Source organism: Mycobacterium innocens (assembly GCF_900566055.1).
In the GTDB taxonomy this organism is placed as follows: Bacteria; Actinomycetota; Actinomycetes; order Mycobacteriales; family Mycobacteriaceae; genus Mycobacterium; species Mycobacterium innocens.
Genome location: NZ_UPHQ01000008.1, coordinates 1 through 20,901, shown reverse-complemented (window position 1 = coordinate 20,901; position 20,901 = coordinate 1). Strand labels below are relative to the sequence as shown.

The window sequence follows — 20,901 nt, the reverse complement described above, 5'->3', positions numbered from 1 at the left end:
GAACACACGATGACGGGCGCTATCGGTCGCCGAGAGCACCGCCGAGGTCTTGCCGACATCGACGGCAACGACGATCGTGGACAACGTGACTGGGGCAAGATGCACAGACATAACAACACCTCCGGGGACGTGTCAGGAAACCCGCGTGCGCCAACACACGGACCTCAAAAAGGAATCACTTACAGATCCCTTCCTGACACCTCCGGAGGCGTTTGTGAAGGACCACCCCGATCTATATCAGCGGTTCGGGGACTGATCTCCGGCCGTTAGGCCGACAGCGGCATCGGGTACCCCTCCCCTATGCGTGGCGTCGGGTCAAGCCTGCCCGCAGCCGGAAAGGCAGGAGAAATGATGCGGGAAACCAAGAGCATTAACGACATTCGCACCGCAATCAGGGAGTTGTCGGTGCGCGCGGAACTCGCGCACAAAGAAGGGCGACATGAAGACGCGGCCGAAATCGAGGGCCGCATCCAGGGCTTTCGGGACGAGTTGGCCGAGCGCCCGTAGCGGCCAGCTGAGGCGAGCTGCCGCGCAGGCCCGGCCCCTCGCAGGTGCCGTGCCGGCCCCCTGACCACCGGCTCGATCACCGAGGTGAGCCGAGCAGCGCTCAGACGCCGAGCCGACGAAAGACGCTGCGGTGGAAAACGATCGGTGCGACGTCGGCATCCACGGTGACCTGATTGACCCGCAGGACGACGATGGTGTGATCCCCGGCCGGGATCAGTTGCTCGATCGCGCTCTCCAGCCACAGGCTGGTGCCCTTGACGAAGACCGCGCCGCTGTCGCTGGACACCGTCTCGAGCCCGGCGAACCGATCCCCGGTCTTGGCGGCCAGGGTGCGTGCAGCCTCGTCATGAGTTTCGCCCAGCACACTGATGCCCAGCATCGGGGCAACCTGGAGTCTGGGCCACGTTGCAGAAATGTTCTGCACGCAAAACGACACCAGCGGCGGGTCCAGTGAGACGGGAACGAAGGTACTTGCAGCCAGGCCTTCCCGGATCCCGTCGATTTCGGCGGCGATTGCCACCACCCCGGACGGGAAGTGTCCGAAAGCCTCACGCAGTGAGGACGGTGTCAGGTTGCTGTGTGAATTCACCGGACTTCATTCGCCCCTCGAGCCGAGGACGGATTTCTCGCAGCCGACACTACCCGGCGCGATATCGCCGGACGTATCCGTACCGGGATGCCGCATCCGGGTCGTTGTCCGCCTGCGGCACTGCGGACTGCCGCCGCGCCGCCTCCAGAATCCCTGCTCACGAGCTCTCGGACACACTCTGGCCGGTCACATAGAAGCCCATCTGATGGGCGGTCTCGCGCAGGGCGCTGTGCCGGTGACCGGTCGGGGTCTGCAGATCTCACTACCGGTAACGCCGTGACACCCGTTCGCCATAGTGAGCATCATCGTCGCAGGTAGCAGGGCCTGCCGGGGATGCCCACACGGTGGATCCAACCGGTTGGTTGGTTCGCACGTGAAATGTAGCTCACATTTACTTGCGTACAACTACGCCGCCGATATATTTTAGCGGTGTTACTGGTGGGTAACTTAGACCTAGTACCCAACCGCAAGTGGCATTCTCAACGAGGAGGACCGTAGTGAGCCACTACAAGAGCAACGTCCGCGACCAGGTTTTCACCCTGTTCGAGATGTTGGGCGTTGACAAGGCTTTGGGCAAGGGCGAGTTCAGTGACCTGGACGTCGACACCGCCCGGGAGATGCTGGTCGAGGTCAGCCGATTGGCTGAGGGACCGGTGGCCGCATCGTTCGTCGAGGGCGACCGCAACCCGCCGGTATTCGACCCGAAGACGCACTCGGTGACGCTGCCTGAGGCGTTCAAGGATTCCGTCCGCGCGGTTATGGACGGCGGCTGGGACAAGGCCGGTGTCGAGGAGGCCCTGGGCGGGATGCCGATGCCCAGGGCGTTGGTCTGGGCGCTGCACGAGCACTTTCTAGGTGCCAACCCGGCGGTGTGGATGTATGCCAGCGGCGGCGGCTTCTCCAACATCCTCTACCACCTCGGCACCGAGGAGCAGAAGAAGTGGGCCGTGCTGGCCGCCGAGCGCGGCTGGGGATCGACGATGGTGCTCACCGAGCCGGACGCGGGCTCGGACGTGGGTGCCGGACGCACCAAGGCCGTCCAGCAGGAGGACGGCTCCTGGCACATCGACGGCGTCAAGCGGTTCATCACCTCCGGGGACTCCGGCGACCTGTTCGAGAACATCTTTCACCTGGTGCTGGCTCGTCCCGAGGGTGCCGGCCCGGGCACCAAGGGGCTGTCACTGTTTTTCGTGCCGAAGTTCCTGTTCGACCCGGAAAGTGGCGAGCTCGGTGCCCGTAATGGCGCATTCGTCACCAACGTCGAGCACAAGATGGGTCTCAAGGTGTCGGCGACCTGTGAGCTGTCGCTGGGCCAGCACGGTGTGCCCGCCAAGGGCTGGCTGGTCGGCGAGGTACACAACGGCATTGCGCAGATGTTCGAGGTCATCGAGCAGGCCCGGATGATGGTCGGCACCAAGGCCATCGCAACGCTGTCGACCGGCTACCTCAACGCGCTGGAATATGCCAAGTCACGCGTGCAGGGCGCCGACCTGACCCAGATGACCGACAAGACCGCGCCGCGGGTAACCATCACGCATCACCCCGACGTGCGCCGGTCGCTGATGACTCAAAAGGCCTACGCCGAGGGTCTGCGTGCGCTCTACCTCTACACCGCGACGTTCCAGGACGCGGCGGTCGCCGAGGTGGTGCACGGCGTGGACGCCAAGCTGGCCGCCAAGGTCAACGACCTCATGCTGCCGATCGTCAAGGGTGTGGGTTCCGAGCAGGCCTACGCCAAGCTCACCGAGAGCCTGCAGACCCTCGGTGGCTCCGGCTTCCTGCAGGACTACCCGATCGAGCAGTACGTCCGGGACGCCAAGATCGACTCCCTGTACGAGGGCACCACCGCCATCCAGGCGCAGGACTTCTTCTTCCGCAAGATCGTCCGGGACAAGGGTGTGGCGCTGGCCCATGTATCGGGCCAGATCCAGGAGTTCGTCGACAGCGAGTCCGGTAACGGCCGACTGAAGACCGAGCGGGCGCTGCTGGCCAAGGCGCTTGCCGACGTCCAGGCCATGGCGGCCGCGATGACCGGCTACTTGATGGCCGCTCAGCAGGACGTCACCAGCCTCTACAAGGTGGGCCTCGGTTCGGTGCGCTTCCTGATCAGCGTCGGTGATCTGATCATCGGCTGGTTGCTGCAGCGTCAGGCCGCGGTGGCAGTGGCGGCTCTCGACGCGGGTGCCGCCGGCGACGAGCGCGCCTACTACGAAGGCAAGGTCGCGGTCGCGTCGTTCTTCGCCAAGAACTTCTTGCCGCTGCTGACCAGCACCCGCGAGGTGATCGAGACCCTGGACAACGACATCATGGAGCTCGACGAGGCTGCCTTCTAACCTACCCATCCAACAGCCAGATCCCCCGTTTCCTCGTTGAAACGGGGGACCTGCGTCTGTGGGGCATCCGGAAAAGACCGCCGCTGGATCCCCTCGCTCCAGCGGCGGCCCTTTTCGTACGCCCGTCGTTAAGGACTGCCGACCGGCGGCCGACCAACGGATTGCCCCGCGCTGCGGCCGGGGTCGGGGGGTCAGACCACAACGCGGGGCTACCCGAGCTAACAATTACCCATCGGCTCCGGGTAATAAACCCGCCGCCAAATCTTTTCGTTTCGCGGACTTTGGACCGACCGGAGTCAGGCCTCCAGGATCGCGGCTACGCCCTGGCCACCGGCCGCGCAGATCGAGATCAGCGCACGAAGGGGCTTACCCGAGCCGCCTTTGCCGGTCGCCTTCTTCTCACTCAGTTGCTTGGCGGCCTGAGCCAGGATCCGCCCGCCAGTCGCGGCGAAGGGGTGACCGGCAGCCAATGACGAACCGTTGACGTTGAGCCTGGAACGATCGATCGCGCCGAGCGCGGCGTCAAGGCCCAACCACTGCTTGCAGTACTCCTCGGATTCCCACGCCTGCAGGTGTGCCAGCACCACCGAAGCAAACGCCTCATGGATCTCGTAGAAGTCGAAATCCTGCAGGCTCAACCCGTTTCGGGCCAGGAGACGCGGCACGGCGTAGGTGGGCGCCATCAGCAGGCCGTCGCTGCCGTTGACATAGTCGACGGCCGCGGTCTCGGCGTCGACGAGGTAGGCCAGCGGTGACAGCGAATGGTCGGCCGCCCACTGCTCGCTGGACAGCAACACGGCGGAGGCGCCGTCGGTCAGCGGAGTCGAATTACCCGCCGTCATCGTCGCATCGCCGGCCTTCACCCCGAAAACCGGGCGTAAGGTGGCTAATTTCTCGGCGCTGGAGTCGGGCCGCATATTGTCGTCGCGGTACAGCCCCAGGAACGGCGTGACCAGGTCGTCGAAGAATCCACGGTCGTAGGCGTTAGCCATATTGCGATGGCTGGCTGCGGCCAGCTCGTCCTGGTCGACGCGTTTGATGCCCATGTGCTTGGCGGTGATGGCCGCATGCTCTCCCATGGACAGCCCGGTACGCGGCTCGCTGTTGGCCGGGATCTCCACACCGAGGTTGGCCGGCAGGCTGCCCAGCAGCTTCAATCGCTGCACATTGGACTTGGACCGGCGCAACTTCAGCAGGTTCCGGCGCAGGTCGTCACCCAGGCCGATCGGCGGGTCGGACGTGGTGTCCACGCCGCCGGCAGCAGCCACCTCGTAACGACCGGCCGCGATCCCGTCGGCGGCGACGATGGCGGCCTGCAGGCCGGTGCCGCAGGCCTGTTGCAGGTCGACGGCCGGTGTGTGCGGCGACAACTCCGAGCCCAGCACACACTCGCGCATCAGGTTGAAGTCGCGGCTGTGCTTGAGCACCGCGCCGCCGGCCACCAAACCCAGGCGTTCACCGCGCAGGTTGAACCGGTCTACCAGTCCACCCAGCGCCGCGGTGAACATGTCCTGGTTGGACGCGTCGGCGTAAGCGCCGTCGGACCTGGCGAAGGGAATGCGATTGCCGCCCAGGACGGCGACTCGACGCTTGGACTCGGAATTCTGTTGAGCAGCTGCGGGCACTTTGCGTTCTCCGGGTATCTGCGGGTTCTTCGGTATTTTCGGGAGGCCTTGCGGATTTTTGGGCATCAGCCGTTGCAGGTCATACTACCCACTGTTCTTACTCTCAAGTAAGTTCGTCCTCGCTACGGTTGCTTATAGCAACACATACCCGACACGGAAGGCAGCTCTGTGGCTCCCAAGCTCTCGTCCGATCTGTTCTCGCAGGTTGTCAGCTCCCGACCCGGATCGTTCGTGGCCAAGCAACTCGGTGTCCCGCAACCCGAGACGCTGCGCCGGTATCGACCGGGAGATCCGCCCTTGGTCGGATCGCTGCTGATCGGGGGGGACGGCCGGGTGGTCGAGCCGCTGCGCGCCGCCCTCGACAATGACTACGACGTGGTGAGCAACAATCTCGGCGGCCGCTGGGCCGACTCGTTCGGCGGGCTGGTCTTCGACGCCACCGACATCACCGACCTGGCCGGGCTTAAGAAACTGCACGAATTCTTCACGCCGCTGCTGCGCAATCTGGGCGCCTGCGCACGGGTGGCGGTAGTGGGCACCACTCCCGAGGCGATCGCCGACACCCACGAACGGATTGCGCAGCGCGCGCTGGAGGGCTTCACCCGGTCACTGGCCAAGGAGTTGCGGAGTGGCAGCACGGTAGCGCTGGTGTACCTGTCGCCCGACGCCAAGCCGGCGGCCACCGGGCTCGAATCGACCATGCGGTTCATCCTGTCGGCCAAGTCGGCCTACGTCGACGGTCAGGTGTTCCATGTCGGGGCGGCCGATTCCACACCGCCGGCCGACTGGGACCGCCCGCTCGACGGCAAGGTGGCCATCGTGACCGGCGCTGCCCGCGGCATCGGCAAGACGATCGCCGAGGTATTCGCCCGCGACGGCGCCCGGGTGGTGGCGATCGACGTGGAGTCCGCCGAGGAGGCGTTGGCCGAGACCGCCAGCAGCGTGGGCGGCACGCCGCTGTGGCTGGACGTCACCGCCGGCGACGCCGTCGACAAGATCACCGAGCACCTGCGCGACCACCACGGCGGCAAGGCCGACATCCTGGTCAACAACGCCGGTATCACCCGGGACAAGCTGCTGGCCAATATGGACGACGCCCGCTGGGACTCGGTCATCGCCGTCAATCTGCTTGCCCCGCTTCGGTTGATCGAGGGCCTGGTGGGCAACGGCAGCATCGGAGAGGGCGGACGGATCGTCGGGTTGTCGTCGATCGCCGGCATCGCGGGCAACCGCGGGCAGACCAATTACGGCGCCACCAAGGCCGGCATGATCGGCATCACCCAGGCGCTGGCGCCGGAGCTGGCCGACAAGGGCATCACCATCAACGCCGTCGCACCGGGGTTCATCGAAACCCAGATGACGGCGGCCATCCCGCTGGCCACCCGCGAAGTGGGCCGGCGGCTGAACTCGCTGATGCAGGGCGGGCAGCCCGTCGACGTGGCCGAGACCATCGCCTATTTCGCCAGCCCGGCGTCAAATGCGGTGACCAGCAACGTTATTCGGGTCTGCGGCCAAGCCATGATTGGCGCTTGAGCGGCTAGGAGGATTCGGTGAACCAGCCAAGCGGCCTAAGAAACATGCTCCGCGCGGCGGCGGGGGCGTTGCCCATGGTGCCGCGCGGCGGCCAGCTGCCCACCCGGACGGTGACCGTCGAGGAGCTTCGGATCGACCACACCAACGTGGCCGACTATGCGGCGGTCACCGGTCTGCGCTACGGCAACGACGTTCCGTTGACCTATCCGTTCGCGTTGGCGTTTCCCTCGGTGATGGCATTGGTCACGGGTTTCGATTTCCCTTTCGCCGCAATGGGATCGGTACACACCGAGAACCACATCACCCGGTACCGACCGATCGCGGTGACCGACACGGTCGGCGTGCGGGCGCACGCCGAAAACCTCCGGGAGCATCGCAAGGGCCTGCTGGTCGACCTGGTGACCGAGATCAGCGTCGGCAACGAGCTCGCCTGGCAGCAGGTGACGACGTTCCTGCATCAGCAACGCACCAGCTTGTCCGGCGAACCGAAACCGCCGCCGCAGAAGCAGCCCAAGTTCCCTCCGGCGTCTGCCCTGCTGCGGATCACGCCGGCCCGAATCCGTCGCTATGCGGCCGTCGGCGGAGATCACAACCCCATCCACACCAATCCGATCGCGGCGCGGTTGTTCGGCTTCCCCACCGTCATCGCACACGGAATGTTCAGCGCCGCGGCGGTTTTGGCGAACATCGAGGCCCGGCTGCCGGACGCGGTGCGCTATTCGGTGCGGTTCGGCAAGCCGGTGCTGCTGCCGGCCAGCGTCGGCGTCTACATCGACGAAGCCGATAACGGCTGGGACCTGACGCTGCGCAACATGTCGAAGGGGTATCCGCATCTGACCGGGACTTTGCGGCCGCTGTAGCGATCAGCCCGCGCGATGGTCGAGGTGCGGGAGCCGGCGGCCGACAGCGAGCCTCTTCAGCGCTTCCGCGCCGACCGCGGTGACCAGAAAGACCACCAGCATCCAAATCGGTGGCCGGGCCAGCTCCCAGACGAAGATCGCCGCCCAGGTGGGCGAGCCCTGGGTGACCGCAAGCACGCCGGCGGCACCGGCCAGCGAGATCACCGGTCCGTGCAGGTGCGTTCCGGTCGCCGCGTTGAGCGTCAGCACCAGCAGCGACCCCGCCGCAGCGCCGGTGGCCAACGAGGGAGTCAACAGCCCGCCGGCTCCGCCGGCACGCAGGAATAGGGCGGTCAGCAACGGCTTCAGCACCAAGATCACGGCCGCCGACGACAGCGTCATCCCGCTGGCCAGACTGACCGTCAGAATGCTCTTGCCGTTTCCGGGCAGCTGGGGCCACCAGTGCGAACAGATGCCGGTCAGCAACCCCGCAGCCGCCAGAGCGAGGATCAGCTTCCAGGACCGCAGTAGGGTGCGCGGCCGAGCAGCGGCCATGATCCGGTTGAACGTCAAACCCACCGCAAGCGCGAATGGCGCCAGCAACAATCCGTGCGCGCTGAGCAGATACGTCGATTCGGCACGCGGCCAGTCGAGTTCGGGGCGGTCATGCGTGACGGCCGAACCGATCGCGACGGCCAGGCTGGACGTGATCAGCGCCGCACCCACCGCCCGCAACCGCCAGGTGTTGAGCATGATCCGCAGGGCGAACAGCGCCCCGGCCAGCGGTACGGCGTAGACCGCCGCCAGCCCGGCCCCGGCGGCGCACGCCAGCAGGATCTCCCGATCGCCGGGTGACAGCCGCCTTTGCCATCGGGTTCCGACATCGGTGAGGGCAGCGGCGAATTGGCGTGGCGCGCCTTCGCGGCCGAGCGAGGCTCCAGAGCCCACCAGCACGATCTGAAGCGCGGCGTCGATGCTCCACGACACCGGCGGTATCGGATCATGCCGAGCGATGGTTCCGGCCAGCGGCGGCACCTTGGTACTGCGGCGCAGGATCCACCAGCCCAGTCCCGCCAGCGCGGCGCCGACCATCGGCCCCACCGCGCGCCGGACCGGGCTGCTGCCGGTGATCCCGTCGAGCAGCGAGCCGAAATTGTAGTGGTAAGTGAGGTGTTCGACGAAGCGCAGCACCACCGTCGTCGACAAACCGGCGAGCCCGGCCAGCAGGCCCGCGATGATCACCGCGCAGAAAAAGTCGAGGTTGGGGCGGGCCGGCCGGTTAGGCACCGCACGAATCTAGCCTGTGGCGAAGTTGGGACCCAGGTTCGGGCCGGTGTCGCGCTCCGCCGGCGCGCCCTTGAGGCCGTACCAGAACAAGTCGATCATCATCTCGGCCGCCTCGTCGACGTCGATGTCGCCGACGCTGAGCCGGGTCCCCACCGCCTCTCCCGCCCCTACCAACGCAACCGCCATCATGTCGATTTCGGCGTCGGAGCGCGGGCTGCGAGTCCCGGCGTGCAGCATCCCGGCGACCAGCTCGATGATCTGCTCACGTCCCTCGCGCACCGTCTGGGCGAACGCTTGCGAGCTGGTGGCCTGGGTGTACATCACGATCCACGACGCCCGGTTGGTGTCGATGTAGCGCAGGAACGACACGATGGCGTTGCGCAGCAAGTCCTTTGGGCTCACAGTCAAGTCGATGTCGGCGCGCAGCGCGTCGATGAACCGGTTCATCTCACGGTTCAGGCAGGCGCCGAACAGATCTTCCTTGGAGCCGTAGTACAGGTACAGCATCGGCTTGGAGATTTGCGCCGCGGCGGCGATGGTGTCCATCGAGGTCTCGTGATAGCCGTTGGCCGAGAACATCTGCACGGCGGCATCCAGCATCTGCTGCTCGCGGACAGCACGCGGTAGCCGCTTCGTACCACCTGCCATTGCCGTGCACCCCTCCAGCCGGTCAATCCGACTCTAGGGTAAGCAACGCGGGGTCAGCTAATGACCACAGTTGGGGGAGACGTTCTTCATCGCGGCCACCCGCACCACCGATTCGTCGATCGCGGGCATCTGTAATTCGCCGGCAGCCAACGCCTGTTCCAACCGGTCCAGGACGGCGGGCACCTCTTTGGTGGTGACCCATAATGCGATATCGGCGCCGGCCTGCAAGGTCCGTAACACCGCCTCAGCCACGCCGTACCGGTCCGAGATCGCAGCCATGCTGGACAGGTCGTCGCTGAACACCGGGCCGCCGAAAGCAGGGCCACCGTATCCGGTGCCAGTGCGCAGCAGGTCCACCGCGGCCTTGCTCAGGCTGGCCGGTTCGCTGCCGGTCAACCCGGGAACTTGCAGGTGGCCCACCATCACCGCGACCGGGGTCTGGGTCAGCAGGGTGCGGTAGGGCACCAGGTCGCTGGCCACCAGCTCGCTCAGCGGCGGCGTCGTCACCCCGCCGGTGTGCGAATCGCCCGAGCCGCGCCCGTGGCCCGGGAAGTGCTTGAGGACCGGCAGCAGCTCGGCATCGCGCAGCCCCTGCGCGTATGCGCCGGCGTAGGCGGTGACCTTATCCGGATCCGAACCGAACGAGCGGTCCCCGATCACCGTGTCGTCGGGGGCGTCGGTGACGTCGACCACCGGCGCGAAGTCGACGGTGATACCGAGCTTCCTCATCTGCCGGCCCCGCTCCAGCGCCACGTCGTGGACCTGCGCAACGGTTTGGGTCTGGGCCAGCTCCCGGGCCGACGGTCCTCTGCCGCCGAGCAGCGAGTGCAACCGCGACACCCGGCCGCCTTCCTCGTCGACGCCGACGGCCAGCGGCAGCGGGCCGGCGCCGGCGGCGAGGTCGGCCAGCGGGCCATTCAACATGGACAGGTCGGTGTCGCTGCCGATCAGGATGCCGCCGACGCGATAGGTGCTCACCACCGCCTTGGCGTCGGCCGCGTCACGCACCCCCACCATCAGCAGCTGGGCCAGCTTGTCGCGGGTGGACAACGACGCCGGCACGGCCGTCGGGTCGGCACACACCCGTGGTGCCGGAGCGGCGACCGGGGGCGGGCCGGGCGGCGTGCTCGACGCCGTCGTCGACGACGATCCGGTCCGGGTGCCGCCGTGGCTGCAGGCGGCCACCAGCACCGAGACGGCCGCAAGCACCGTCAATGTGCGCGGAAAAGCCATCTGGACATGCTGTCACGGTGGTGTTTCGGCGCCGGGTCTGGGGGCAACCACTGTTACGTTGTCGACCGACCCCGTAAGACGACCCCGTAAAAGCAGGGACGAGCTCTATGCCCGGGTTCATGCTGGCGGCGGCGGCCAGCATCGCCGCCGGCCTGTCGATGGGTGCCGCGGCGACCGTCGGCGTGACACTGCTCGTGCAGGGCAGCAGTGTGGCCCCCGGGCAGGGCGTGCCGGCTCCGGCGGTGTCGAGCGTGGTGCAGTACGGCGACCGCTGTTCTGGCGACTATTGCCCGCCGCCCTGCGGCGAGACGTCACCATGCCTGAACGTCGCGCCGCGCCCCGACGATCGCTCCCGACAGCCATGAGACCGCGTTCTGCTAGGTTGGCGCTAAGTTTTTTTCAGCCATGACGTCACGCCTCAAGGAGCTAACGATGAACCGGATCGTCGCGCCCGCCGCCGCGAGCGTGGTGGTTGGTCTGTTGCTGGGCGCGGCCGCAATCTTCGGTGTCACCCTGATGGTGCAGCAGGACACGAAGCCGCCATTACCCGGGGGCGATCCGTCGTCGTCAGTGCTCAACCGGGTCGAGTACGGCAACCGTAGCTAGCCCGGCGGCGTCGGCTTCGAAGGTCAGCGCGGCGGCGCTTGCAGCAGACCCGCCGGTGACGCCCCTGTCCCGCCGGTGGTTGCTATTGGTCGGGGCGGTGTCGCTGACGCTGACGTTCGCTCAATCCCCCGGTCGGGTCTCCCCCGACACCAAACTCGATCTCACCGCCAACCCGCTGCGGTTCCTGGCGCGCGCGACGAACCTGTGGAACAGCGAGCTGCCGTTCGGCCAATCCCAGAACCAGGCATATGGCTACCTGTTTCCGCACGGGACGTTCTTCCTGACCGGCCATCTGCTGGGAATCCCGGGGTGGATCACCCAACGGCTGTGGTGGGCGGTGCTGCTCACGGTCGGCTTCTGGGGGCTGCTGCGGGTCGCCGAGGCGCTGGGCATCGGTAGCCGCGCATCGCGGGTGATCGGGGCGGCGGCGTTTGCGCTGTCACCCCGGGTGCTGACCACGCTCGGGTCGATCTCGTCGGAAACCCTGCCGATGATGCTGGCGCCCTGGGTGCTGCTGCCGACGATTCTGGCCCTGCGGGGCACGTCGGGCCGATCGGTACGGGCGCTGGCGGCCCGGGCCGGTGTGGCGGCGGCGCTGATGGGTGCGGTGAACGCCATCGCAACGCTGGCCGGTTGTCTGCCCGCGGTGATCTGGTTGGCCTGTCACCGGCCCAACCGACTGTGGTGGCGCTATACCGGGTGGTGGCTGGTGGCGCTGGTGTTGGCGACGCTGTGGTGGGTGGTGGCGCTGAGTCAGCTGCGCGGGGTCAGTCCGCCGTTTCTGGACTTCATCGAATCCTCTGGCGTGACGACGCAGTGGTCGTCGCTGGTGGAGGTGTTGCGTGGCACCGACAGCTGGACGCCGTTCGTGGCGCCCGACGCGACCGCCGGGGCGCCGCTGGTGACCGGGTCGGTCGCGATCCTGGGCACGTGTCTGGTGGCGGCGGCCGGGCTGGCCGGACTGGCCAGCCCGGCGATGCCGGCCCGCGGCCGGCTGGTGACGATGCTGTTGGTCGGGGTGGTGCTGCTGGCCGTCGGCTACAGCGGGGGGCTGGGCTCGCCGCTGGCCCACCAGGTGCAGGGGTTTCTGGACGCGGGCGGCACCCCGCTGCGCAACGTGCACAAGCTGGGGCCGGTGATCCGGCTGCCGCTGGCGCTGGGCATCGCGGGGTTGCTGGGCCGGATACCGCTGCCCGGCAGCGCACCCAGGTCGGAGTGGCTTCGCGCGGTTGCGCACCCCGAGCGCGACAAGCGGGTGGCCGTCGGAATCGTCGTGCTCACCGCGCTGGCGGTCAGCACCTCGCTCGCCTGGGCCGGGCGGCTCACCCCTCCGGGAACCTTCAGTGCGATACCGCGGTACTGGCAGGAGGCCGCCGACTGGCTCAGCGCGCACAGCACCGGGACACCGACGCCCGGGCGGGTGCTGGTGGTGCCGGGGGCGCCGTTCGCCACCCAGGTGTGGGGCACCAGCCACGACGAGCCGCTGCAGGTGCTGGGCAGCAGCCCGTGGGGGGTACGCGACTCCATCCCGCTGACCCCGCCGCAGACCATCCGGGCGCTGGACTCGGTGCAACGCCTGCTCGCGGCCGGACGCCCATCGGCCGGCCTGGCCGATACCCTTGCCCGCCAAGGCATTTCATATCTGGTGCTGCGTAACGATCTGGACCCCGAGACGTCGCGCTCGGCACGCCCGATCCTGGTGCACCGCGCTATCGCCGGCTCACCGGGGCTGCAGAAGGTGGCGGAGTTCGGCTCGCCGGTGGGTCCCGGTTCGCTGGCCGGGTTCGTCAGCGACAGCGGACTGCGGCCCCGCTATCCCGCTGTAGAGATATACCGAGTGGGCGAGTCGGTTGCGGCCGGGGGGCCCTACTTCGTCGACACCGACTCTGTGCTGCGCGTCGACGGCGGGCCCGAGGTGCTGCTGCGTCTCGACGAGCGTCGGCGGCTGTCGGGTCAACCGGGGCCGGGTCCGGTGCTGATGACGGCCGATGCCCGCGCGGCCGGCCTGCCGGCACCCCTGGTGACCGTCACCGACACCCCGGTGGCCCGCGAAACCGACTACGGCCGGGTGGATCAGCACTCCTCGGCGATCCGGGCGCCCGGGGACGCTCGGCACACCTACAACCGGGTGCCCGACTATCCGGTACCCGGCGCCGACCTGGTGTACGGGGGGTGGACCGGCGGCCGCGTCACGGTGTCGAGCTCGTCGGCGGATTCCACCGCCATGCCCGACGTCGCCCCGGCCACCTCGGCGGCGGCCGCGATCGACGGCGACTCGGCGACCGCCTGGGTGTCCAACGCACTGCAGGCCGCCGTCGGGCAATGGCTGCAGGTGGACTTCGATCATCCGGTGGCCAACGCCGTCATCACCTTGACGCCGAGTGCGACCGCCGTCGGCGCGCAGATCCGGCGCATCCTGGTCGAGACCGCCACCGGCAGCACCACCCTGCGGTTCGACGAGGCGGGAAAGCCGCTCACCGCGGCGCTACCCTACGGCGAAACGCCGTGGGTGCGGGTCACCGCGGCAGCCACCGACGACGGGTCTGCCGGGGTGCAGTTCGGTATCACCGATCTGGCGATCACCCAGTACGACGCGTCCGGGTTCGCCCACCCGGTCCAGTTGCACCACACCGTGTCGGTACCCGGGCCGCCGGCGGATTCGACGATCGCGCGCTGGGACCTGGGGTCCGAACTGCTGGGCAGGCCGGGTTGCGCGCCGGCGCCCGACAGCGTGCGCTGCGCCGCGTCGATGGCCCTGGCGCCCGAGGAGCCCGTCAACTTCAGCCGCACGCTCACCGTGCCGCGCCCGACGACGGTGACCCCGACGGTGTGGGTGCGGCCCAGGCAGGGGCCCAAACTTGCCGATCTGATCGCCGAGCCGGACACCACCCGCGCTCACGGCGACTCCGATGTGCTCGACGTCCTGGGCTCGGCCTACGCCGCCACCGACGGCGACCCCGCCACCGCATGGACCGCACCGCAGCGGGCGGTGCAGTACAAGTCGCCGCCGACGCTGACCCTCAGCCTGCCGCGACCCACCGAGGTGGCCGGACTGCGGCTGCTGCCCGGCCGGTCGGCGTTGCCCGCCCATCCGACGATGGTGGCCGTCGACCTGGGCGACGGGCCCCAGGTGCGTGCGGTCAATCGCGACGGCGAGCCGCAGACGCTGTCGTTACACCCTCGTGTCACCGACACGGTCACCATCAGCCTGCTCGACTGGGAAGACATCATCGACCGCAATGCGCTGGGCTTCGACCAACTCAAGCCTCCCGGGCTGGCCGAGGTGACCGCGCTCGGGGCCGACCATAGTCCGATCGCCCCCGCGGACGCCGTGCGGAACCGATCCCGACAGATCACCGTCGACTGTGAGCACGGCCCGGTCATCGCGGTGGCCGGCCGCTTCGTGCACACGTCGATTCGTACCACGGTGGGCGCGCTGCTGGACGCCGAACCGGTTGCCGCGCTGCCGTGCGAACGCGAGCCCATCTCGCTGCCGCCGGGCCCGCAGGAGCTGTTGATCAGCCCGGGAGCGGAATTCGTTGTCGACGGTGTCCAGCTGACAGCTCCGGAAGCAGCCGAATTACCGACCACCACAACGGTTCCCGCAGCAACCGGGGTGTGGGGCCCGGGCCGTCGGGAAGTGCGGGCGCTGGCCTCGGCAACCTCGCGAGTGCTGGTGATACCGGAAAGCATCAACCCCGGCTGGGTGGCGCGTACCGGTAGCGGAGCCCGGCTTACTGCGGTCGCGGTCAATGGCTGGCAGCAGGGCTGGGTGGTGCCCGCGGGTGATCCCGGCACCATCACCCTCACCTTCGCGCCCAACTCGGTGTATCGATCGGGCCTGGCTTTCGGACTTACGTTGCTGCCGGTGCTGGCCCTGCTCGCGCTCTGGCGGCGGCGAGGGCAGGACCTCGGCCATGCGGCCGTACACCCCTGGATACCCGGGCCGTTGGCGGCGGTCGCGGTGCTGGCGGCCGGCGCGGCGATTGCCGGTGCAGCGGGAGTTGCCGTGGTAGGCGCCGCCTTCGGGCTGCGGTATGTATTGCGCGACCGGGAACGGTTGCTCGACCGGATCACCGTCGGATTGAGCGCGGGTGGTCTGATTCTGGCCGGGGCAGTATTGTCTCGTCATCCGTGGCGCTCGGTGGACGGCTACGCCGGCCATTCGGCCAGTGTCCAACTGCTGGCGCTGATTTCGCTCGCGGTGTTGGCCGCATCGGTGTCGATGCGGGCCAGGGATAGGAGTCCCGGGCGGGACTCCGAACAGGAGACTTGACGTGGAGTTCTTTCGCAGCCCCGGGCCAATTGCCATGGCCCACCGGGGTTTTACCTCGTTCAGGCTGCCCAAGAACAGCATGGCGGCGTTTCATGAGGCGGTGAAGCTCGGGTTTCGCTACCTCGAGACAGACGTTCGCGCCACCCGCGACGGCGTCGCGGTGATCCTGCACGACCGCCGGCTCCCGCTCGCGTCCGGAGCCCCGGGTGCGATCGACCAATTGTCCTGGCGGCAGGCCAGTGCGGCGGATCTGGGCTCCGGAGAACCGATTCCGACGCTCGAAGAACTACTTGTCACCTTCCCGGACGCGCGGGTCAATATCGACATCAAGGCAGAGTCGGCCATCGAACCGACCGTCGAGGTCATCGAGCGGTTGAAGGTGCACGACCGGGTGCTGATCGCGTCGTTTTCCGACCGGCGTCGCCAGCGGGCCGTGCGTCTGCTCACCCGGCGGGTTGCCAGTGCAGCGGGTACGGGTGCGTTCATGGCGTTCATGGCGGCCCGGTCGGCGGGCCGGCGGGCGGATGCGCAGCGGTTGCTGCGCGACAGCGACTGCGTGCAGTTGCCGCCGCGGCTGGGTGGCGTGCCGGTGATCACGCCGGCGTTGCTGCGGGCCATGCATGCTTCCGGACGTCAGGTGCACGCCTGGACGATCGACGACCCCACGGCCATGCATGCGCTTCTCGACATCGGCGTGGACGGCATCATCACCGATCGCGCGGACCTGCTCCGTGAGGTGCTGACCTCCCGGGGAGAGTGGTAGGGGCCCGGCACTGTTGGCTACCGGTTTGCCGACTGGTTAACTGGATACGCGGTCACCGTCCGAGGAGTACTGCCATGGGATGGTTTTCGGCACCCGAATACTGGCTGGGCAGAATGGTGCTCGAGCGGGGCGCCGCGGTCATCTACCTGACCGCGTTCGTTGCCGCCGCGCTGCAGTTCCGGGCGCTCATCGGAGAGCAGGGAATGCTGCCGGTGCCACGATATGTTTCTGGCAGGTCCTTCTGGCGAACACCGAGCATCTTTCACCTCCGCTATTCCGACCGATTGTTCGCCGGCGGGTGCTGGTTCGGCGCCCTGTTGTCGGCGGCCGTCATCGCCGGTTTGGCCGACTTGGTCCCGTTGTGGGCCGCCATGCTGATGTGGCTCACACTGTGGGTGCTGTATCTGTCGATCGTCAACGTGGGCCAGTTGTGGTACGGATTCGGTTGGGAATCATTGCTGCTCGAAACCGGATTCCTGATGATCTTCCTGGGCAACGCCCGGGTGGCACCGCCGATTCTGACGCTGTGGCTGGTGCGCTGGCTGCTGTTTCGGGTCGAGTTCGGCGCGGGACTAATCAAGATGCGGGGTGACCCGTGCTGGCGCAACCTCACGTGCCTGTACTACCACCATGAGACGCAACCCATGCCGGGGCCGCTGAGCTGGTTCTTCCATCGCATGCCCAAGCCGCTGCACCGTATCGAGGTGGCGGGCAACCATTTTGCTCAGCTGGTCGTGCCGTTCGGATTGTTCGCCCCGCAGCCGGTCGCCAGCATTGCCGCGGCCGTCATCGTCGTCACCCAGCTGTGGTTGGTGTTGTCGGGAAATTTCTCCTGGCTCAACTGGCTGACGATCCTGCTGGCATGCAGCGCCGTCGACCAGGCATCGCTGCCGGCGGTGCTGCCGGTACCTGCGCAACCCGCGCTGGCCGGGCCGCCGCTGTGGTTCACCGCCCTGGTGTTCGTGTTCGCCGCGGCGGTGTTGATTCTGAGCTACTGGCCGGCACGCAACATGCTGTCCACCCGGCAGCGGATGAACATGTCGTTCAACCCCTTTCATTTGGTCAACACCTACGGCGCATTCGGCAGCATCAGCCGCACCCGCCACGAGGTGGTAATCGAAGGAACCGCCGAGGAAGAGATCACCGGCGACACGGTGTGGAAAGAGTACGAATTCAAGGGCAAACCCGGCTCGGTGCGCCGATTACCGCGGCAATGGGCGCCCTACCACCTTCGCCTTGACTGGCTGATGTGGTTTGCCGCAATATCTCCGGGCTACGCCTTGCCCTGGATGACACCGTTGCTGACGCGGCTGTTGCGCAACGATCGGCCGACGCTGAAGCTGTTGCGGTGCAACCCGTTTCCGGATGCACCGCCGCGATACGTGCGTGCTCAGCTTTATCGGTATCGCTTCACCACTTTTCCGGAGCTGCGGCGCGACCACGCCTGGTGGCATCGCACATTGGTGGGTGGCTACGTGCGGCCGATGACACTTGGGAAAGCCGAATCACCGCCCGGGTGAGGGGTCGAATGACATCACGGCGAATGTGACCATCTGGTTAGTCACTTGCGCCACACCTGTTTCTCCGTCGGCGGACATCCATGCCCGTCTATCCGCGACAACGAGGCATCGCGCTGGTCCCCGGCTTCCGCCGTCGTCACGGGATTATCGATACGGTCGACGGATGACATTCGTCGTGTCGCTGCACATCCGGCCACGTCCACGGTTGTGTCGACATCCCGAACCGCCGAACCAGCGAGGTCCGTTTCCTCGTTGGCGGACAACTGCATATCGGTTGCCCGGCCGTCGCGGGGCAGCTCCGCGGTAGCGTCGCTACTACAAGCCCTGGAGTTTGCGTCATCGAAAATACCGCACCAACCGACCGGATAGAGGGGTTATGACCGAACCGACCGTCACCAACGCCACCGAAAACAAGCGTTACGAGATCAGCGCCGACGGCGTGCGGGCCGGGCTGACCGCCTATGTCGACACTGCCGACACCGGCGGCCAGCGCATCTTCTACCACACCGAAGTCGACGACAAATTCGCCGGGCGCGGCCTGGCAAACAGGCTCATCGCCGCAGCGCTGGCAGACACCCGCGCCGCGGGAAAGCGCATCGTGGCGATTTGCCCGTTCGTCGCCGCCTACGTTGACAAACACGACGACTACGACGACATCCTCGACCCGATCACTCCGCAGGCGCATGCGGCGGTGCGAGCTCGGGCTTGAGCCCGGGCTTGAGTTCGGCGCAATTCGTCAGCCGAGTCCCGCGTCGGTAAGCAGCCCCGACAGCCCATGTTCGCGGCAGCGCGCGACGACCGCGGGAGCCAGGGCATCGGCGTCGTCGATTTTCCCTGTCGCCCTGAGTGTTTCGACCAGCAGCAGCTGCGCACCCAATGCCGCCCACGGCCGTCGCGCCCCGTCGATTCCGGCCAGCAGCTCCGCGGCACGCCGGCATGCCTGCTCCTGATCGTCTGCCGAGTCGCTCGCCGACAACAGGCGGATACCGGAGTCCTCGTCGAGTTCGGCGATGATCGTGGCGATTCCGTCGCCCCGGGAAGGCTGATGAATGGTGCGGGTCGCGCACAACCGCACCGCGACCTCCTGCGGGATCGCGATACCCAGCCGGATTCGCTCGTTGTTGACGGCCGCCGCCAGCCGCGGTAGCCGCAGCCGCTCCGCCGCCGCCATCCCATCGGTGAGGCGATCGATCGCGGCATCGCGATCTCCTTGCACTGCCTTGACTCTTGCACCCGTCACGTATCTGGCGATCATGATGTCGACTCCGGCACCCTCGGACTCCAGCTGGTAGCCCTCGTCCAGCAGACGGGTGGCCTCGGCCAATTCGCCGGTCTGGTATAGCAATTCGCCGAGAAGGGCGCTGGCGAGCCGTGCCGCGTAGGAGTGCGGTCCCGCAGTCGCGGCCAGCTCGTAGGCTTCCCGGAAATTCTTCAGGGCGCCGCGAATGTCGAGGGTGTACCTGGCAGCGATGCCGCCGAAGCAATGTGCGTACACGCCGGCGAAGGGACCCATCATCTCCTGGTAGGGCTGCGCCCACGCGAGCAACCGATTCGCGGCGTCGAACTCGAAACGGTGGACTGCGGCGAACGCCGCCAGGCTTCCCGCCACGCCGCCCACCCGCGGATGGAAGCTGTCCGGCCGTGCCAGTGCCTCGGCAACCAGATGATCGATGGCGTCCACCCTGTCGGCGAAGACCTCGCCGACTGCGCGCAGCACGTCGGCCTCCACCCGCAGATCTGCCCGCGCCACATCGCTGAGGTCTGCGCGCTCCAGGGCCGTCTCGAATGACTTCAGCGCCGCGGCGGCGGGCGCCAACCGTTGCAGCAGAACGTTCGTCCACGCCAGGGTCAGCTGCAGCCGCGCTCTCGAAACCACCAATCGCGGCGGCAGTTTCTTGACGATTTCCAGCAGCGTCGTCATCTTCGACTGCTCGAGCAGGTTGGTCTCGTCCTGCTCGACCAGGTCGACCGCCCGCGCGGCGTCGCCGGAGGCCAGCGCGTGGTCGACGGCTTCGTTGAGGTGGCCGTGTTCGGCGAACCACTCCGCAGCCACGCGATGGAGCTGGTCTACCCGGTCGGGGTGATCACGTTCGAGCCGGTGGCGCAGGAATTCGGCGAACAAGTGATGATAGCGAAACCAGTTCGGGTCCTTGTCGATTCGCTGCAGGAACAGGCCGCGCTGCTCGATGTCTTCCAGCATTGCCTGCCCGCGCGGCACCTCGGCCAGCGCGGACGCCAGCCCACCACAGGTGCGCTCGGTGATCGATGTCGCCAGCAAGAACTCGAGCAGCTCCGGTTCCAGGCTGTCCAGCACGTTCTCGGCGAGGAAATCGCCGATCATTTCGCTCGCACCGGACATCCGGCTCACCAGGCTGCCGGCGTCGGCGCCGCCGCGCAGCGACAACGCCGCCAATTGCAGCGCGGCGACCCATCCGTCGGTCGAGGTGGTCAGTGCCCGCACGTCACCATCCGGCAGCCGCAGGCCGGCGACATCGTTGAGCAGCGATCGCGCCTCGGAGACGTCGAACCGCAGTGCCTCACAGTCGATCTCGACGAGTTCGTCGCGTATCCGCAATTTGCTCACCGGTAGTCCGGCACGTGACCAGCTGGTGACGATGACTTGCAGATGATGGCAGCCGCGCTCGAGCAGAAAACCGAGCGCGCCGATGGTCTGGGTATCCGACACCCGGTGCCAGTCGTCGATGACCACCACCAGCCGGTCGTCATTCTGGTGTATCTCGTCGATGAGCGCGGTCAGCACATATCGGGCGGCGTCGTCGCCGTGCTCGTCGAGCACCTGCCCCAGCGACGCGGCAAGCGCCGGGCGAGCCTGCCGGATCGACTCGAGCAGGTGCGCCAGAAACCACACCACGTTGTTGTCGTCGTCGTCGATGGTCAGCCAGCCTACCCCGACCGGGGCCCGCGAAAGCTCCTCGCGCCACTGGGCCGCCAGCGTGCTCTTGCCGAAACCGGAGGGCGCGTGGATCAGAACCAGCCGTCGCCGTCCGCCCGCCCGCAACACGTCGAGCAGCCGGTTACGGACGACCAGCGATCGGGTCGGAACCGGCGGTCGGTATTTCGTCGTCGGCGTCGGCGGTGCGGCGGGACACCGGAGCCACGCCGACACCGCCGAGGGAGCCAC

General features: G+C 67.4%; 16 protein-coding genes. 10 read left to right on the top strand and 6 right to left on the bottom strand.

Annotation, left to right across the window (positions count from 1 at the left end):
* The first annotated feature begins 351 nt into the window (after positions 1–351).
* Positions 352–507, top strand: coding sequence for a hypothetical protein (locus tag EET03_RS29765; RefSeq protein WP_167470566.1), 156 nt, complete (start codon positions 352–354; stop codon positions 505–507).
* Positions 508–607: 100 nt separating this feature from the next.
* Here the strand turns inward: EET03_RS29765 and EET03_RS01295 are convergent, their stop codons facing one another.
* The gene (locus tag EET03_RS01295; protein WP_075542177.1) at positions 608–1,096 is read right to left on the bottom strand and encodes a flavin reductase family protein; all 489 of its coding nucleotides are present in this window, start codon (positions 1,094–1,096) and stop codon (positions 608–610) included.
* Positions 1,097–1,593: 497 nt separating this feature from the next.
* Between EET03_RS01295 and EET03_RS01290 the strand changes: the two genes are divergently transcribed.
* Positions 1,594–3,429: an acyl-CoA dehydrogenase gene (locus EET03_RS01290; protein ID WP_099193899.1), complete on the top strand. Its 1,836-nt coding sequence runs from the start codon at positions 1,594–1,596 to the stop codon at positions 3,427–3,429.
* Between the two features lie 296 nt (positions 3,430–3,725).
* Here the strand turns inward: EET03_RS01290 and EET03_RS01285 are convergent, their stop codons facing one another.
* Positions 3,726–5,120 carry an acetyl-CoA C-acetyltransferase gene (locus tag EET03_RS01285; protein ID WP_425271489.1) on the bottom strand — a complete coding sequence of 465 codons (1,395 nt, stop codon included), beginning with the start codon at positions 5,118–5,120 and terminating at the stop codon, positions 3,726–3,728.
* A gap of 102 nt (positions 5,121–5,222) precedes the next feature.
* On the opposite strand from EET03_RS01285, the gene EET03_RS01280 reads away from it, so the two are divergent.
* Positions 5,223–6,587 carry a 3-oxoacyl-ACP reductase gene (locus EET03_RS01280; protein WP_075542174.1) on the top strand — a complete coding sequence of 455 codons (1,365 nt, stop codon included), beginning with the start codon at positions 5,223–5,225 and terminating at the stop codon, positions 6,585–6,587.
* A gap of 17 nt (positions 6,588–6,604) precedes the next feature.
* Positions 6,605–7,447 (top strand): MaoC/PaaZ C-terminal domain-containing protein, encoded by an 843-nt coding sequence (locus EET03_RS01275; RefSeq protein WP_075542173.1) that lies wholly within the window; start codon positions 6,605–6,607, stop codon positions 7,445–7,447.
* A gap of 3 nt (positions 7,448–7,450) precedes the next feature.
* Here the strand turns inward: EET03_RS01275 and EET03_RS01270 are convergent, their stop codons facing one another.
* The 3 genes from EET03_RS01270 to EET03_RS01260 are packed head-to-tail and all read right to left on the bottom strand — an operon-like array spanning position 7,451 to position 10,594.
* Positions 7,451–8,713: a chloride channel protein gene (locus EET03_RS01270; protein WP_075542172.1), complete on the bottom strand. Its 1,263-nt coding sequence runs from the start codon at positions 8,711–8,713 to the stop codon at positions 7,451–7,453.
* 9 nt (positions 8,714–8,722) lie between these two features.
* Positions 8,723–9,361, bottom strand: a complete 639-nt coding sequence (locus EET03_RS01265; protein ID WP_075542171.1) for a TetR/AcrR family transcriptional regulator — start codon at positions 9,359–9,361, stop codon at positions 8,723–8,725.
* A 57-nt stretch (positions 9,362–9,418) separates the two neighbouring features.
* Positions 9,419–10,594 (bottom strand): glycoside hydrolase family 3 N-terminal domain-containing protein, encoded by a 1,176-nt coding sequence (locus EET03_RS01260; protein ID WP_075542170.1) that lies wholly within the window; start codon positions 10,592–10,594, stop codon positions 9,419–9,421.
* Positions 10,595–10,701: 107 nt separating this feature from the next.
* Here EET03_RS01260 and EET03_RS32860 point away from each other — a divergent pair, with 107 nt between their 5' ends.
* From EET03_RS32860 to EET03_RS01225, 6 genes are all read left to right on the top strand, one after another.
* Positions 10,702–10,959 carry a DUF2613 family protein gene (locus EET03_RS32860; protein ID WP_075542169.1) on the top strand — a complete coding sequence of 86 codons (258 nt, stop codon included), beginning with the start codon at positions 10,702–10,704 and terminating at the stop codon, positions 10,957–10,959.
* Between the two features lie 67 nt (positions 10,960–11,026).
* The gene (locus tag EET03_RS01250; protein WP_064774890.1) at positions 11,027–11,200 is read left to right on the top strand and encodes a DUF2613 domain-containing protein; all 174 of its coding nucleotides are present in this window, start codon (positions 11,027–11,029) and stop codon (positions 11,198–11,200) included.
* Between the two features lie 55 nt (positions 11,201–11,255).
* Positions 11,256–15,476: an alpha-(1->3)-arabinofuranosyltransferase gene (locus EET03_RS01245; protein WP_099193898.1), complete on the top strand. Its 4,221-nt coding sequence runs from the start codon at positions 11,256–11,258 to the stop codon at positions 15,474–15,476.
* Position 15,477: 1 nt separating this feature from the next.
* Positions 15,478–16,239 (top strand): glycerophosphodiester phosphodiesterase family protein, encoded by a 762-nt coding sequence (locus EET03_RS01240; protein WP_075542167.1) that lies wholly within the window; start codon positions 15,478–15,480, stop codon positions 16,237–16,239.
* Positions 16,240–16,313: 74 nt separating this feature from the next.
* Positions 16,314–17,759, top strand: coding sequence for a lipase maturation factor family protein (locus EET03_RS01235; RefSeq protein WP_075542166.1), 1,446 nt, complete (start codon positions 16,314–16,316; stop codon positions 17,757–17,759).
* A 376-nt stretch (positions 17,760–18,135) separates the two neighbouring features.
* Positions 18,136–18,468 carry a GNAT family N-acetyltransferase gene (locus EET03_RS01225; protein WP_063470379.1) on the top strand — a complete coding sequence of 111 codons (333 nt, stop codon included), beginning with the start codon at positions 18,136–18,138 and terminating at the stop codon, positions 18,466–18,468.
* Between the two features lie 27 nt (positions 18,469–18,495).
* On the opposite strand, the gene EET03_RS01220 is transcribed toward EET03_RS01225, so the two are convergent.
* On the bottom strand, positions 18,496–20,901 hold a 2,406-nt coding region (locus EET03_RS01220; protein ID WP_122508710.1), incomplete at its 5' end, for a winged helix-turn-helix domain-containing protein.